The following is a 15,957-nucleotide window of genomic DNA, read 5'->3' on the forward strand; positions in this document are numbered from 1 at the left end:
CCCATGAAATAGGGCGGTGCGGTTGACGGTAAGCGGCGTCGTTTCAAGAATCGCCGACCTTCAATCGGCGGACGCAGAGTCCGCCCGGACGAACACGAGTTCGCCCGCGTTCCCCCCGTCTCTTCACAGCGTCTCCCTATGAGCGGCCCGATCGTCCGCACCGGCTCCAACAGTAAGCTGCGTGAGGGCTGGGACCGTATCTTCGGCGACGACGCCGACGCGGCCCCCGCCAAGTCCAAGAAGTCCGCCGGCAAGAAGGCCGCCGCCAAGCCCGCCGCGGCGAAGAAGGCGACCCCGAAGGCGGTCGCCCAGAAGACGGCCGCCGCCGCCCCGAAGGCCGCCGCGAAGAAGGCCCCCGCCAAGAAGGAAGCGGCCCCGGCCAAGAAGGCGGCGCCCGCCAAGAAGGAAGCGGCTCCCGCGAAGAAGAAAGCGGCGGCTCCCGCGAAGGCGGCGGCGAAGTCGGAGAAGGCCCCCGCCAAACAGGAGAAGAAAGCCGCGGCGAAGAAGGCGGTCGCCGGCACGACCGCCAAGGCGGCGGTCAAAGAGAAGGGCGCGGCGAAGAAGACCGCCCGCAGCAAAAAGTAGTCGGCCCGACCGTTTCCCCCGTATGGGGTTTGCCGCACAGGGGGTTTGCCGCCATGTGGAACGTGCCGCGATGAAGGGCGTCGTCGCGGGAACGCTGCTGTTCGCGGCGCTCATGGCCTATTCGCTCGTGCAGAGCCCCGTGCCGGGCGTGAACGAGCCGCAGTACCTCGGCAAGGCGCTGCACCTGGTCGACCCGAGCTTCTGCCCGGGCGATTTCTTCCTGGATTCCTCGGACCCGCACGGCGTGTTCGGGTTGCTGTGCGGCCCCGTGGCGGACGGGTTCGGCCTACCCGCCGCCGCCCTGTTCGGCCGGGCGACCGGGCTGGCCCTGCTGGCCTGCGGCTGGACGCTGCTGGCGACCCGGGTGATCGGCACCCCCTGGGCGGCGCCGCTGAGCGGGGCGGCGTTTCTCGCGGCGGCGGCGGTGGGCAACCTGTCGGGCGAATGGCTCGTCGGCGGGGCCGAGGGCAAGGTCTTTTCGTACGGCTTCCTGCTGCTCGGGCTCGCCTGGGGGCTGGAGCGACGCTGGCTGCCAGCGGCGGCGGCGGCGGGGGCGGCGGTCTCGTTTCACCCCGTCGTCGGCGTGTGGGGCGCCGCCTGCGGGGCGTTCGCGGCGGCGGCGCTGGCCGGCGCCCGACGGTGGCGGGGGGAACCGATGGAGCGCCCGGCTCCCCGGACGGCAGCCGCCGCCGCGGGGCTGTTCCTACTGTGCGCCGTCCCCGGGCTGTGGTTCGCCCTCGACGCCTTGGACGCGGCGCCCGGGGCGAACGTCGGCCGGGCGAACTTTTTGCAGGTCTATCTGCGGCTGCCCCATCACCTCGACCCGATGACGTTCCGCACCCATTCGTGGTTCGGGTTCTTCCACCTGACCGCCGCGTGGGTCCTGCTGCGGCGCTGGGGCGCCCGGACGGCGGCCGAGACGGCGTTCGCCCTCGTCGTGCTGGGGAGCCTGCTGATCGCCTACGTCGGCGTGCTGATCGGCCTGCGCACCGGGGAGCCGCACGAGGCCGCGTTCCCCTACCTGCGGGCCTTCCTGCTGAAGTTCTACCCGTTCCGCCTGGCCGACGTGCTGGTCCCGCTGGCGGCGGCGCTGGCCTTCGCGGGGTGCGCGATCCGCTGGGCGACCACGCCGCCGCGGACCCTCGCCGCGACGGGCGCCGCGGGGGCGCTGTTCCTCCTCAGCGTCTGGACGCCCTTTTACGACCGCGACCCCTCCGGGCTCTCCCCTGAGGACGCCGCCGCCTGGGAGTCGATGTGCGGCTGGATCGACGAGACCCTGCCGGCGGACGCGGTCGTCGTCACGCCGACCCGCAATCACGCCTTCAAGTGGTTTGCGCAGCGGGCGGAGTACGTCTGCTTCAAGGACTGCCCGCAGGACCCGGCGGGGATTCTCGAGTGGAACCGCCGCCTGCGGCTGGTGCGGGACTGGGCCCGCCTGCGGTGGGGCGACGACGAAACGCCGGGCTTCGACCGTTCGGAGTTGGGCGAACTGGGCGTCGCCACGGAGGCGGACTACCTGCTGACCGCCACGCTGGAGCCGATCGACGCCCCCCCGACCCACGTCGCCGGCCCCTGGCGCCTGTACGCCCTGCGGCCGGAGCCGCCGAACGCGGATTGATTCGCCGGGCGGGCGCCGCTTGCGGTTTCACGGTGGTCGAACGCCCTCGGCCCCCGCGAAACCGCAAGCGGCAGGCGTCCATGAAAAAACGACCGCCCCCGTTGCCGGAGGCGGTCGTCACGACTGATGGGATACGGCTGTGAGCCGGAACCGGGCTCAGTTGGCGGCGTCCGGGACCGGGACGAGCGGCTGGCCGGTGGGCAGCGGATCGCAGCCTTCGGCCGGCAGTTCCTTCTTTTTCTTGATGCGCTCGCCGAAGGTCTCGCCGTTGCAGCTTTTTTCGCTCTCGATGCTCTCCATGGCCTTGGTGAAGGCTTCCTGATCCTTCTCGTTCTCCTTGACGACCTTCGCCAGGGCGGCGCCGTAGGGGTTCCGGATCTTCTTATCTTTGGGCTGGGTCTTCTCGTGACAGATATCGCACTTCACCTTACTGATCTGATCTTTTTCGATCTCCTCGGCGTACTTCTGGGCGAAGAACTTGAGGTGCTGGGGACGGGCCTGGGCCTCGTCGGCGCCGTTGGGGGCCGGGGCGAGCAGCAGGCCGGCGGCAAGGGCGGCGAGGGCGACGCCGCCAATCAGACGGCGGGCGGGGCGAGCAGTGATCATGGGCGAATGTCGGTGGGTTGAGGAGGGTCCGGGGCGGCCGGGGAACGGGCCGCGGATGGAAACGGGGCCGCGGGGCACGACGCGCCGACGAGCCGGGGCCGTGTCCGCATCGCGGGGACACGGTTCGGTCGGACGGATGGAGCACGCCGCGTACCGGCCGGGCCGGACCCGACGATTCTCCCCCCGATCCCCGGCGGAACCGGGAACGGCGAGACGAACGAATCGGGCAGGCTGATTAGATCGCCCCCCGGGACCGTGCGTCAACCGGCGTTCAGGCCGATCCCCACCCGCCGGCGCCCTCCGGCGGCCCCCGCCGACGCTTCGGGAGCCGCTCCGCCCCGCCCCGCGCCGGCCGGAAGTGTCCCGCGGGTGCGACGCAGCGTGTAAGTTCGACACCCGCGATCGTCGCGCACCGGCCCCTTTGTCAAACGACCGTCTCGGAACGTCCGCATGTTCGGCCTCCCGCTCGCCGCCTCGTTCGCCTTGGCGTGCGCGGCGGATCCGTCCCCCGCGGCCGCCGACGTGGAGGGGCCGTCGGCGGCGGAGATCGCCGCGACGCTGACCGTCGTGCCCGGCCTGACGGTGGAGCTGGCCGCCGCGGAGCCGCTGGTCGTCGATCCGGTCGCCCTACGGTTCGACGAACGCGGCCGGGCGTGGGTCGTGGAGATGGGCGACTACCCCACCCCGCCGCCCGAGGGCTTTTCCGAGGAGAATCCGCCCCGCGGCCGAGTGCGGATCTTGGAGGACGCCGACGGCGACGGCACCTTCGACGCCGCCCTCACCTTCGCCGACCGCCTCGCCTTCCCCACCGGCGTGCAGCCGTGGAAAGGCGGCGCCTTCGTCACCCTCGCGGGCAAGGTGAGCTACTTCCCGGACACCGACCGGGACGACGTCGCCGACAGGGAGGAAGTCTGGTTCACCGGCTTCGCGGAGGAGAACGAACAGCTGCGGGCCAATCACCCGACGCTCGGCCCGGACGGTTGGATCTACGTCGGCAACGGCCTCCGCGGCGGCAAAATCGTGAAGGGGGAATCGAACCCAAGCCGGACGCATGCGTCCGGCTTAGGCGAGGATAAGGACGCTGAACCGCTGGACCTGTCCGGCCGCACGTTCGCCTTCGACCCGCACATTGGCGAAGCAAAGGTCGTGGCCGGCGCCGGGCAGTACGGGCTGAGCATCGACGCCTTCGGGAACCGCTTTTTCTGCGAGAACCGTAAACCGGTCCGACACGCGGTGTTGCCGGACTCGCTGACGGCGCTGAACCCGCACCTCGCCGTCGAATCCGCCGTGCACGACGTCGCCGCCTGGGGGCCGGACTCCAAGCTGTACCCGACGCAAAAGGCGTTCACCACGAGCCTCGCCCACGCCGGCCAATTCACCGCCGCCTGCGGGGTGTTGAAGCTGCCCCGCGGCGTGTTGACCAAAGAATATGAGAACAGCGTCTTCACCTGCGAGCCGACCGCCGGGCTGGTGCACCGGGAGGTTCTCGAACCGCAAGGAGCGACGTTCACCTCGAAGCCGGCCCGCGACGGGGTGGAGTTTCTCACGTCCGCCTCGCCCTGGTTCCGCCCGGTGGACCTCGCCGTCGGCCCGGACGGCAGTGTATATGTCGTCGACATGGCCCGGGCGGTGATCGAACACCCGCATTGGATGCCGGAGGAATTAAAAAACCGCCCGGACCTGCGATGGGGCGAAACCCGCGGCCGGCTGTGGCGGGTGCGGGCGGCGGGGGAGCCCCCCTGGCGGGCGGACGTTCTGGGGGCGGCGTCGCCTTCCGAACTGGCGGGGGCGCTGCACGAACCGGGCTGGGGCGGCGAGACCGCCCAGCGATTGCTCCACGAACGCCGCGACCCGGCCGCCGTCACGCCGGTTCGCGAGTCCAACAGAATCTATTGGGAGCATGAGGATTTATCGCGGGGGCTGGCGTACTTGGCCGCCGTCGGAGCGTTGACCGAAGGCGATGTGTTACACGCACTCGACGAAATGCCCGGACGAGCGGCGAGGATTGCCGCCGACGCCGGACTGATGACTCCCGCAGCGCTCGATGCGGCCGTCGCGGCGCTCAGCGAGTACGTCTGGGAAGGCCGAACCGCCTTCGACCTCTGCGTCGCCCTCGCCCCGCACGCGGACGACCCGGCCGTGTTTGCGGCGCTGGTGGACGCGGCGGTTCAGTCCGACGATCCCTATCTGCACACCGCCGTGTTGGCCGGGGCCGGGCGGGCCGGGATGCCGACGCCCCTCACCGCGGCGCTGTGGCTCTCCGAGACGCCGGCGCCGCCGGACCTGTTGGCCCGCTCCGCCGAGGTCGCCGGGCGCCGGGGCGAGTTGACGGCGACGATGGGCATGGCCGTCGGGTCCGTCCTCGCCGATCGGGTCGTCCCTGAGAAGGCCGCGGCCGTGCTGCGGGGCCTCGACCGTGGCGCCGGCCCGGCACTGCGGCGGGAACTGGCGGCACTGGAGGCGGGGTACCGGGAGACGCTCGCCGCCGCGTTCGTGCAGCGGTCGGCCGCCACTGCGGATCGGGAGAACGACCTATTTCTGCTCGGCCTGCTGGAAGAAACCTGGCCGGAGCTGACGGCGGTCGCCGCGGAGGACCCGGACCCGGCGGTGCGGAGCGCCGCGGTCCGCCAGTTGGCCCGCACCGCCTCCCCCGCCGCGGCCGATCTGGTGCGCAACCTGCCCGCCGAAACGCCCGCCGTGCGGGCGGCGCTGCTGGAACTGGCCCTGACCGCCCCCGACCGGGCCGCGGCGCTGCTGACGTTGGTCGAAGACCGCGAACTGACCGCCGCGGCCGTCGGCCCCGCGGCGACGCGGCGACTAGTTCAATTCAATGACGAGGCGATCCGCACCCGGGCCGAGGCGGCGCTCTCCGGCGGCGGCGAGGACCGGGCGGCGGCACTGGCCCGCTATCAGTCGGCCCTCACGATGGAGGGCGACGTGGCCCGCGGCCGCGCGGCGTTCGGGCGGGTTTGCGCGACCTGTCACGCGGTCGACGGCGTGGGCACGGCGGTCGGGGCGGACATCTCCGACACCTACAACCGCACCCCCGAGAGCCTGTTGACGAACATCCTCGACCCGAACCGGGCCGTGGACGTCGGGGGCTTCGCCTATACCGTCCTCACCGCCGACGGCCGCGTCCTCACCGGCCTGCTGACCAGCGAAACGGCCGGTTCGATCACCCTGCAGTCCCCCGGCGGCGAGACCGTCTCCCTACCCCGCGGCGACCTGCTGGAACTCCGCAGCGAAGGCGTCTCGCTGATGCCCACCGGCCTGGAGGAACAGCTCACCCCGGAGCAGATGGCCGACCTCCTCGCGTTTTTAAAAGGCTGGCGGTACGCGGAGTGACGGGCGTTTTTCTTCCCCCCTCTCCCTCAGGGAGAGGGGCCGGGGGTGAGGGTGACGCACGGTTCACCCGCCCCCGCTCTGTGCCGTGACGTCCCGGCCGACGGGAGAGGGAGCGGGCAGTGAACCGCAATCGGAAGTCACAGCCCCCTCACCCCCGGCCCCTCTCCCCCAAAAGGGGGCGAGGGGAGCAGAGGCGATTGAGCGCCCTGATTAAATCACGAAGTCCGTCGCGCGACCCAGGACGCGGTCGATCAGGTCCTCCGGCAGGTCCACCGAAAGTTGCTCCGGGGGCATCATGTCCGTCGGATTGATGCCGCAGTATTGGCTCCAGGGGCCGAGGTGCCGCCAGCGGCCGGCCCGCTTCGGTTCGCCGGGCAGCACCGGGGTGGTGCACCGGTTGCAGCCGATCGTCGCGTAACCCTGCTCGTGCAGGGGGTTGGTGGGGATCGCGTTGTCTTTGAGGTACGCGGCGAGTTCCTCGTCCGCCATCGTCACCAGCGGGTTGATGCGGAGGGTGTTCGTCTCCGGGTCCGGCGAGAGCACCGGGGTGCGGCCGCGGGGGCCGCCGTCGCTGCGGCGCAGCGAGGAGATCATCGCGTCGTACTGATCGGCGACGGCCAGCAGCGGGTCGCTTTTCCGCATCCGGCAGCACTCCGCCTGCCCCTCCGGGGTGAGGTAGAGCACGCCGAGCTGGTTGGTCTGCTCCTCCATCGTCAGTTCGGGAGTGAGCGTGCGGATCGTCAGACCGTACTCCTCCGCAATCAGATCACGGTGGGCGTAGGTCTCCGGGAACAGCACACCGGTGTCGACGAACAGCACCGGGATGTCCAGATCCAACGTGCTGAGCATGTGGCAGACCGCGCAGCCGGTCTTCTGCATCGAACTCAGCGCGGCGAGCCGGTCGCCGAAGAGGTCTTTCGCCCAGCGGATCAGGTCCCGGGGGTCGCTGTGCTCGAACTGGGCGTTGAGGTCGGCCAGGTCGGCCAGCGTCAGGCGGGCCACGGCGGGCCTTTCGGAGGGGGGAGATCGGGCGGGGATAATAGGCGCCGGGGCGGTCCGAGGTGAACCGCGATCCGGCAACGCCCCGCTCTCCCGCCGTTTAAGCCGGCCCCATGGGTCCGGCTTAGGCGGGGTCGCCCCCTCAGAACACGCTGAGCAACAGCACCTGGCTGAGCCGGACCAGCCAGCTGCGTTCCTTCTCCGTCATCACGCCGCGTTCCAGCACGCCCTCGGTGACGCTTTTCGTCTGGGCGAGCGTCACCTTCTGCATCGTGCCGAACCGGCGGCCCGTGGGGTTCTCCGGGCTGGCGGCCCGTTCCAGCAGCAGGCCGGTGATGCGGTTCACGGCCCGGGCCTCGTCCAGGTCCGGCGACGGGTTCGCCTCCCAGACGGGGGCCTCGGCGTCGTTGGCCGTGGTCACCGTGATCGCCAGGATCAGCGAGGCCACCCGGGCGGCCTTCTCCACGTTGAGGTTCTCCGGCGTGTCGGTGGGGCGGTGGTAGTCCTTGTGCTCGCCGGTGCTGAAGAACAGGAAGGGGATGTCGCGGTCGCGGAACGGGCCGTAATCGCTGCGGGTGCCGATCAGGTCGATGCCCAGCCGGGCCGCTTCCAGCCCCTCCGGCGTGCCGACGCGGTCGAGAACGCTTTTGAGGTGCGGGGCGTGCTCGCTGCCCATCACGAATACGGTAGGCAGGTCCAGGTCGCCCAGACTGCGGCCGATCATGTCCGCGACGAACACCGCCTTGAGTTGCCGCATCGTGGCGTCATCCTGCCCGCCGGTCAGCACGGCGGGGGGGTGGGCGGCGAACCAGCGGGAGCCGAACAGCATGCGCTCCTCCAGGTCGAACGCGACGAACAGCACGCTGCGGCGGGGGCCGTCGCCCTGTTTGGCGTCGTCGGCGAGGCGTTCGGCGGCCTCCATCAGCATCGCGGTACCGCTGGCGTTGTCGTCGGCGCCCGGATACAGCACCCCGCCCCGCACGCCGAGGTGGTCGTAATGGGCGCCGATCATCACCACTTCCGCCTTCGCCGCCGGGTCCGAGCCCGGCAGCAGGGCCGCCACGTTCCGCCCGAACGGCCCGCCGTCCGGCCCGGCGATCGTCTGGAAGAAGCTCTTCCCCCCCGCTCCGCCGTCGCCGTCAGCCGGCGCGTTCCCGGGCGCAGCTGCCGGGGATGCCTCGAAGACCGGCTCCAGCCCCAGCGATTGGAAGTGAGCGGCGAGGTACTCCGCGGCGGCGTCCGCCCGGCCGCCGGGGCGACCGCCGCGGGCGGGGTCGGCGAGGAACTCGACGTGCGGCCGCAGATCGTCCGCCGTGATCCGCTGCGGGGTGATCTGCTCCGCGGCGACGACCGGCGGGGGCGTCTCGGCGGGGGCGTCCTGCCCCAGCGCCGCGGCGGACGGCAGGGCGAAGACCCAGACGGACGCGGCGATCAATCGCGCGCGGGTCGGTGAGGGACGAACGGGAACGGGCGGGAGCCGCATGGGAGACGCATCCGTGCGCGGGATCGGGAACGCCCCCAAGTTCGCCTGCGGGGCGGCCGCCGGCAAGGGCCGGCGGGCGCGAAGAAAGCGACGGGCGCGATTTTTCCCCCGGGGAGCGTCCTCCCGCTCAAACGGGCTGAACCGCATCCGCCGGTCGGGCCGAAGAACCGTTCGCGGCCGCATCGCGGCCCCGGGCCGGCGGGCCGCTTCGCCGGCCGCGCCCGACCCGCCCAACACCGCCCCCCGCCGCCGCCATGAACCGCCGCGTGCTTGTTCTCCCCTCCAACCGTCGCCTGTTGCGGTTGGCCGCGCTCGCCGCCCTGACGGTCTGCTGCGCGTTCGCCGGCCCGGACTCGGCCCATGCCAGCGGCAAGGGCCAGCCGACCGACTGGAACCGCTTCTACCACTACCCGTACGTCTACTACCCGCGGAACTTCGAAGCCCCGCAGGAGTACGACAGCCTGTACTACAAGTACCCCGAGGAACGCCGGATTCCCGTCTATCGCACGGACTGGCACAACTTCTACCCTCGCAACCGTCCGTACCACAGCGGCCACCACTTCTACCTCGACGTGTTCTGAGCCGACTGGTCTGAGCCGATCGGCCGGTCCCGGACCGCCCGATCCCGACATCGCCCCGCAAGGATGCGGGGTTGTCCCCGCAAGGATGCGGGGCACGCCCGCCAGACCCCTCTTCGTGAGGGATCGGCGGGCGGTTGCTTGCGCGGCGTCTTCCGGACCGAACGGTCCTCGGATTCGTTCCGCGGCCAAGGCGCGACATTTTTCAGAACGCGCCGGCTTGAGACGAGTTACGTTCGCCGTCCTGATGGCTGACGTTCCGCCCGCCACGCCGCCGCCCGACCCTGCCGGACCGCCCGACGCATTGGGGCTGCCCGCTGCGGTCGGGTCGTCGCGGACGGCGCCGACGTCCGCGGACAAAACGGTCGGCCCCGCCGGGATCACCCGGTCCGGCGGCGCCCGCTCGGGCGCCGGTGCGGGGACGGTTCCCGCCGGCCGGTTCCTGGGGCGCTTTCGGATCGACGGGACGTTGGGCTACGGCGGGATGGGCACCGTCTACCGGGCCTTCGACCCGACGCTGGAGCGGCACGTCGCCCTGAAGGTGCCCCGGTTCGACGCCGACGACGATCCGGAACTGCTCCGCCAATTCCTGCGGGAGGCGCGAGCCGCCGCCGCCGTGCGGCACCCGCACTTGGTGGAGGTGTACGAAGCCGGCACGATCGACGCGTCCGGCGAGGGCGGCCGGCAGTGCTACCTCGCCAGTGCCCTGTGCGACGGGCCGGACCTGGCGAAGTGGCTGGCGAACCGCGTCGAGCCGGTTCCTCCCCCGCTCGCCGCGGCGTTGTTGATCCCGATTGCCGAGGCCGTGCACCGCTGCCACCTCGCCGGGGTGATTCATCGCGATTTGAAGCCGGCGAACGTGTTGCTGGACGCCCCGGACCCGCGCCCCGCCGAGGCCGGGGAGCTGCCCTTCGTGCCCAAGGTGTCGGACTTCGGCGTGGCCCGGGTGCTGGAGGAGAGCGCCGCGGCGACCCGCACCAGCCGGGCGGTCGGCACGCCGCTCTACATGGCGCCGGAGCAGGCGGGCGAACGCCCGGAGGAGATCGGCCCGGCCACGGACGTGTGGGCGCTGGGGGCGATGCTGTACGAACTGCTGGCCGGGCGACCTCCGTTCGACGGTCGCACCACGCTGGCGCTGCTCAAACAGATCGACGAGGAGGACCCGCCGCCCCCGCGGACGGTGCGGCCGGGACTGCCCTCCGGGCTGGACGCGATCTGCATGAAGTGCCTGCGGAAGCGGCCGGGAGACCGTTACGCCGGCGCCGCGGCGCTCGCCGCGGACCTGATCGCCTGGCGGGAGGGGCGGGCGGTCACGGCCCGGCGATTCTGCTGGCGGGACCGGCTCCTCACCTGGCTCCGCCGCCCGGAGCGGCTGCGGGACGCGGGCATCGTGTTGATCATGTGGAACGCCCCGTTCTCCGCGGGCATGGCCGTGTTGGCGCTCGACACCTGGCTGGAGCGAGTCACCGCGCTACCGAAAGACGACGCCCTCCTGGGCGAAGCGATCGCCGGATCGGCCATGTCCGCCGCGATGACGTACGTCGGCGCTCGATTGCTCCGCGGCGATCGCTGGGCCTGGTGGGTCGGCTTCGTCGCGGCCCTCGGCGTTTGGCTGTACGCCTGCAGCGGGTGGATCTGGGGCGGCGGGGCGGGGTTCAGCATCTACGACCGACTCCCGGCGGCCAAGTACCTCGTGATGCTCTCGGTCACCGCCGGGATGACCCTGCAATTGACGGCGGTGGCGGTGGCGGCCGGCGCCCGAGCCCCCGGCCGGAGGGACTGACGAAGGAAGCGGGCTCGCCCGGGGCGGCAACCGGGGCGGCCGTCCCCTTAAGCTGACTGGCCGCCCATGAACCGCCCCTCCCCCGAACTGCCGCCGCCCGACAGCGGGAACGAGCTCTCCGCCTGGGACGAGGGCGCGGCGTCGGCGAAAACGACCGGGCGGCGCGGCGACACCACCTCCGCCGGTTCGACCGGCCCGCCCTTGCCCCCGACGCCCGCCGGGCGGGCGCTGGGTCGGTTCCTGATCGAAGGCACGCTCGGCCACGGCGGGATGGGCACCGTCTACCGGGCGTTCGACCCGACGCTGAATCGCCGCGTGGCCCTGAAGGTGCCGCGGTTCGACGCCGCCACCGACCCGAATCTGCGGCAACAGTTCCTCGGCGAGGCCCGGGCCGCCGCCGCCGTCAGCCATCCCCACCTGGTCGAGGTCTACGAGACCGGCACCGTGGCGGACCCGGACGGCATCGGCCTGCGGTGCTACATCGCCAGCGCCCTGTGCGAGGGGCCGGATCTGGCGGAGTGGCTGGCGGACCGCGACGAGCCGGTTCCTCCCCCGCTCGCCGCGGCGTTGTTGATCCCGATCGCCGAGGCCGTTCACCGCTGCCACCTCGCCGGGGTGATTCACCGGGACCTCAAGCCGGCGAACATCCTGCTGGACGCGGCGGACCGGAGCCCGTCCGACCCCGGGCTCTCGGGGATGGGCTTTCACGCCTCGGAACTGCCGTTCGTGCCCAAGGTGTCGGACTTCGGCGTGGCCCGGGTGCTGGAGGAGAGCGCCGCGGCCACGACCGCCAGCCGGGCGGTCGGTACGCCGCTCTATATGGCGCCCGAGCAGGCGCAGGAGCGAACGGAGGAGATCGGCCCGGCCACGGACGTGTGGGCCTTGGGGGCGATGTTGTACGAACTGCTGACCGGCCGCCCGCCGTTCGAGGGCCGCACCGCCCTCACGCTGCTCCGTCACATCGCCGAGGACGAGCCCCGGCCCCCGCGGTCGTTGCGGGCCGGACTGCCCTCCGGGCTGGACGCGATCTGCATGAAGTGCCTGCGGAAGCGGCCGGGGGATCGTTACCCGACCGCGGCGGCGTTCGCCGCGGATCTCGCCGCGTGGCGGAACGGGCGGGCGGTGTCGGCCCGACCGTTCGGTTGGCGGGACCGCTTCGCCGCCTGGCTCTGCCGCCCGGAGCGGGTGCGGGACGCGGGGGCGGTCGCCGTCGTCTGGAACGGCGTGCTGGCCGTGGGGATCGGCTTCATGGCGCTGGACATCGGCATGGGCTGGGAGACGCCGCTGCCGCCCAGCGAAGAGTTTCTGGGGGAAGCGATCCTGCTCTCGCTGATCCACGCGGCGTTGACGGTCGTGGCGTGGCGTCACCTGTGCAGGGACCGCTGGGCCTTCTGGATCGGACTGGCCGCCGCGACGATCTGCTGGGGCGTGGTGATGAACGCCCTGCTGCTGGGGGGCGGGGGCGGGTTCAGCATGTACCGCGATCTGCCGGAGGCGAAGTACCTGATGATGGTGACGCTCGTCTGCGCGTTCAGCGCCCAGTTGCTGGTCTTCCTGTTCGCCGTTCGGGCGCGAATGAGCCTGAAATAAAGGGCTCTTTCAGCGGACCCGCTCTTGACGGCGGTCGGCCCGCGGACCTACCCCCCGCCGGTCCGTCGACTCCGTCGCCGCGCCCCCGGTCTCCGCCGATCCGGACGCCGCTGCGCCCGCCCCGCGTTCCGAACCCGCCGCCCCGATGCCCAAGCCCGCCCGGCCGCGCGTCCGGTTCCCCCGCCCCCTGCCGGGGCCGCGTCCGCTGTTCCGTCCGAAGAGCCTGGTCCGCCCGCGGGCCGCGTGCGTCGCGGCGCTGATCGGCACGTTGATCGGCTCCGGCGGGGGCTGCGCCGCCCTGCCGGCCCTGGGCGGCCCCGGCAATCCGCCGGTCGCCGAGGCGGACCCCGACGACGCCGACCCGGAGGCCGACGGCGGCGTTCAACTCGCCGGCGCCGAGGGCCCCGCGGACGACTCCCCCTTCTACGGCGACGACGACGCCCTGCGGTCCACGACCCCGGAGCAGCCCGGCGTGCTGGCGAAGCCGCGGGAGTGGTTGAAGGGCCTGACCGGCCGGAAGGGCGAGGCGGAGGTCTCCGCGACCCGCCTGCCGCCGGAGGCCCGTCAGGCGTTCGAGGCCGCCCGCAACGATCTGGAGCGGGGCGAGCACAAGCGGGCCGCGTCCGCCTTCAAATCGCTCTCCCGCCGCTACGCCGACACCGCCATCGAGGAGGATTCCCTCTTCTACCGGGCCGAGGCGCTCTACGCCGCGGAGGACTACGCCCCCGCCCAGGACGCCTACGACACGCTGCTGGACCGCTACCCGTCCACGCGGCGCTTGGACGTGATCAGCAAACGGCAGTTCGACATCGCCCGCCGCTGGCTGGGCTTCCCGGAGGCGGTGGTCAGCGCCGACGTGAAGCCGGTCTCCTACGCGGAGGTCGCCGCCGGTTCGCCCCCGCCCCCGCCGGCCGAACGCTATGAAGCGGACGCCCCGCCGCGGCCGTTCGATCCGACGCTCGCGGTGCCCGTCCTGCCGAACTTCCACGACTCCACCCGCCCGCTGTTCGATACGAACGGCCGGGCGTTGCAGGCGTTGAAGAACGTCTGGATGAACGACCCGACCGGCGAACTCGCCGACGACGCCCTGTTCCTCTCCGCCGGGTATTATTTTCGCGAGGGCGATTATCTGGAGGCCGGCCGTCTGTACGACGTCCTGCGGAAGGAGTACCCGAACAGCCCGCACGTGAAGGACGCCTACCTGCTGGGCGCCCACGTCCGGGAGATCAGTTGGATCGGGCCGGCGTACGACGACAGCGGCCTGAAGGAGAGCCGGCAAATTAAAGAGAGCTTCCAGCGGCTGTACCCCGAGGAGGCCGACCGGGCCCGCATCGCCGAGAGCCTCGCCAACATGGCGGAGGCGCAGGGCGAATCTCACTGGTCGACGCTGCAGCTTTATCAGCGCAAAGGCAATCCGACGGCGGTGGCGATCTGCGCCCGCCGACTGATCGTCGAGCACCCCGGCACGCAGGCCGCGGTGCGGGCGCGCAAAGTCTGGGACGAATTGCCCGCCGAGGCGAAGCGGATGGCCGGCCCGCTGCCGACCGCCCCGGGCTTCGGGGCCCGGTCGACGGAGGCCCCGCCGAGCGTCGAACGCAGCGTGCGGCCGCCCGTCGCCCGTCCCGAGGAGCGCCCGCAGACCCCGCCGGCCCGCCCGGCGGCGCCGCCGCGGAGCGTCGAACCGGCCCCGCTGCCGGGCTCCACGCAGCCGCCGGACGACCCGTTCACCAAGGGCGACCCGTTCTCCGGCGATCCGTTCTCGGGGGCCGGCGATCCGTTCACCGACTCGGGGCCGTTCGGATGACTCACGCTCCCCCGATCCCCCGCCGGCTGGCGTTGGTGGGCCTCGGTCTGGCCGCCTTCACCGGGTGCGGCTACAAGTTCGGCCACCTCGCCGACCCGGAGATCCGCACGGTCGCCGTGCCGATGTTCACCAGCGTCGCGGACCGCACCGGGCTGGAAATCCAACTGACCGAGGCGGTTCAGAAGGAGATTCAAACCCGCACCCCGTTCCGGCTCGTCCACGAGCATCAGGCGGACACCGTCCTCCGCGGGCAGGTCGTGGGCGTGCGTAAGCGCCGGCTGTCCCAGAGCATCACCGACGACGTCCGCGAGGCGGAGTTCGCCGTCGCCGTGGACGTTACCTGGGAGGACCGCCGCGGCGACGAGTTGAACAGCGGCTCGCTGAAGATCGATCCGGGCTCCGTCCCGGTGTTGTCGAACGGCGAGGCCGCCTTCGAGATCGGCGAATCCCGCGCGACCGCCCTCGACGACGCGATCCAGCGGGCGGCCCGACAGATCGTGGACCTGATGGAGGTTCCCTGGTAGCCGGCGGTTCCCTGGTAGCTGGCGGGACGCGGCGGCGATCCGTCGCCGCGGCTTCGACGGCTCCGCCCTCCCCGCTACACTGCCGCCCCCTTCAGGGGAAGCCCCTCCAGTGGAAGACCGGGTCGGCGGAGCCTCGTGCGGATTCTCTCCTACAACATCCACAAGGGCATCGGCGGGCGGGATCGCCGCTATCGGCTGGAGCGGATCAAGGCGGTCGTCGCCGCCGCCGACCCGGACGTCCTCTGCTTGCAGGAGGTGGACCGCAACGTCCGCCGCACCCGGTTCGACGACCAACCCCGGCTGCTGGCCGAGTGGTTCCTCGGGCGGCACCTGCCCCACATCGGGCCGCACCCGCACACCGAGCCGCACTCCTACGGCGACTCGCTGGCCAGGGTCGAGCCCGGCGGCGAACCCCGCCCCGGGGCGGTGTTTCAGATGAATCACGCGCTCACCACCGGCCGCACGCTGCCCGGCGGACCGCACCGGGGCGGGTACGGGAACCTGATCGTCTCCAAGCGGCCGATCCTCGAAGCCCACACGGTGGACCTCACGAGGGGCCGGCGGAAGAAGCGCGGCGCCGTGGTCGCCCTGCTGGAGACCGAGGCCGGCCCGCTGCGGCTGGTCAACTGGCACCTCGGCCTGCTGGACGGCGAACGGCAGTGGCAGGTCCGCCGGTTGCTGAGTCATGAACTGTTCGAGGCCGTCGGCCAATGCGTCGGCGGCGCCCTGCCGACGCTGCTGATCGGCGACACCAACGACTGGCGCAGCACCCTGATGCGCGGCGGGCTGGGCGACGCCGGCTACCAACTGCTCACGAACCCCGCCAGACAGTTCCGCAGCTTCCCCGCCTGGCTGCCGACGGCGGCGCTGGATCGGGCCTTCGGGCTCGGCTTGCCCGGCGAGGGCGTGACCGCCACGGTCTGCGGCGGGCCGGGCCACCCCCTCGGTAGCCCGGACGCCGCCCACGCCGACGCCTCGGATCACCTCCCGCTGATCGTCGACCTGCCCGGCTGACGGGCTCGAACGGCCCCCTTCAGCCCAC

Annotated in this window: 12 protein-coding genes; 9 read left to right on the forward strand and 3 right to left on the reverse strand. The window is 72.0% G+C overall.

Going from position 1 to position 15,957, the window contains the following annotated elements:
* The first annotated feature begins 138 nt into the window (after positions 1-138).
* Together CA12_RS04265 and CA12_RS04270 are read left to right on the forward strand one after the other, a co-directional pair.
* Positions 139-585, forward strand: coding sequence for a hypothetical protein (locus CA12_RS04265; RefSeq protein WP_207622143.1), 447 nt, complete (start codon positions 139-141; stop codon positions 583-585).
* 70 nt (positions 586-655) lie between these two features.
* Complete coding sequence (locus tag CA12_RS04270; protein ID WP_145357642.1) at positions 656-2,203, forward strand: DUF6798 domain-containing protein; 1,548 nt, start codon at positions 656-658, stop codon at positions 2,201-2,203.
* A 156-nt stretch (positions 2,204-2,359) separates the two neighbouring features.
* On the opposite strand, the gene CA12_RS04275 is transcribed toward CA12_RS04270, so the two are convergent.
* Positions 2,360-2,809 (reverse strand): hypothetical protein, encoded by a 450-nt coding sequence (locus CA12_RS04275; RefSeq protein ID WP_145357643.1) that lies wholly within the window; start codon positions 2,807-2,809, stop codon positions 2,360-2,362.
* 450 nt (positions 2,810-3,259) lie between these two features.
* Here CA12_RS04275 and CA12_RS04280 point away from each other — a divergent pair, with 450 nt between their 5' ends.
* Entirely contained in the window at positions 3,260-6,154 is a 2,895-nt protein-coding gene (locus CA12_RS04280) for a PVC-type heme-binding CxxCH protein (protein WP_145357644.1), read from the forward strand.
* A gap of 210 nt (positions 6,155-6,364) precedes the next feature.
* On the opposite strand, the gene CA12_RS04285 is transcribed toward CA12_RS04280, so the two are convergent.
* Positions 6,365-7,156: a phosphoadenylyl-sulfate reductase gene (locus CA12_RS04285; protein ID WP_145357645.1), complete on the reverse strand. Its 792-nt coding sequence runs from the start codon at positions 7,154-7,156 to the stop codon at positions 6,365-6,367.
* Positions 7,157-7,295: 139 nt separating this feature from the next.
* Positions 7,296-8,588, reverse strand: coding sequence for a M28 family metallopeptidase (locus tag CA12_RS04290; protein ID WP_165700545.1), 1,293 nt, complete (start codon positions 8,586-8,588; stop codon positions 7,296-7,298).
* Positions 8,589-8,902: 314 nt separating this feature from the next.
* Here CA12_RS04290 and CA12_RS04295 point away from each other — a divergent pair, with 314 nt between their 5' ends.
* From CA12_RS04295 to CA12_RS04320, 6 genes are all read left to right on the forward strand, one after another.
* Positions 8,903-9,217, forward strand: coding sequence for a hypothetical protein (locus CA12_RS04295; RefSeq protein ID WP_242688117.1), 315 nt, complete (start codon positions 8,903-8,905; stop codon positions 9,215-9,217).
* Positions 9,218-9,461: 244 nt separating this feature from the next.
* Positions 9,462-10,997 (forward strand): serine/threonine-protein kinase, encoded by a 1,536-nt coding sequence (locus tag CA12_RS04300; RefSeq protein ID WP_165700546.1) that lies wholly within the window; start codon positions 9,462-9,464, stop codon positions 10,995-10,997.
* Positions 10,998-11,063: 66 nt separating this feature from the next.
* Positions 11,064-12,587: a serine/threonine-protein kinase gene (locus tag CA12_RS04305; protein ID WP_145357648.1), complete on the forward strand. Its 1,524-nt coding sequence runs from the start codon at positions 11,064-11,066 to the stop codon at positions 12,585-12,587.
* Positions 12,588-12,732: 145 nt separating this feature from the next.
* Positions 12,733-14,391, forward strand: coding sequence for an outer membrane protein assembly factor BamD (gene bamD / locus CA12_RS04310; RefSeq protein ID WP_145357649.1), 1,659 nt, complete (start codon positions 12,733-12,735; stop codon positions 14,389-14,391).
* A complete protein-coding gene (lptE, locus tag CA12_RS04315; RefSeq protein WP_145357650.1) occupies positions 14,388-14,915 on the forward strand; it encodes an LPS assembly lipoprotein LptE in 528 nt (175 codons plus the stop codon). Before bamD ends, lptE begins: the two co-directional genes overlap by 4 nt.
* A gap of 135 nt (positions 14,916-15,050) precedes the next feature.
* Positions 15,051-15,929, forward strand: a complete 879-nt coding sequence (locus CA12_RS04320) for an endonuclease/exonuclease/phosphatase family protein (protein ID WP_145357651.1) — start codon at positions 15,051-15,053, stop codon at positions 15,927-15,929.
* Positions 15,930-15,957 lie beyond the last annotated feature (28 nt).

The organism is Alienimonas californiensis, assembly GCF_007743815.1.
GTDB lineage: Bacteria > Planctomycetota > Planctomycetia > Planctomycetales > Planctomycetaceae > Alienimonas > Alienimonas californiensis.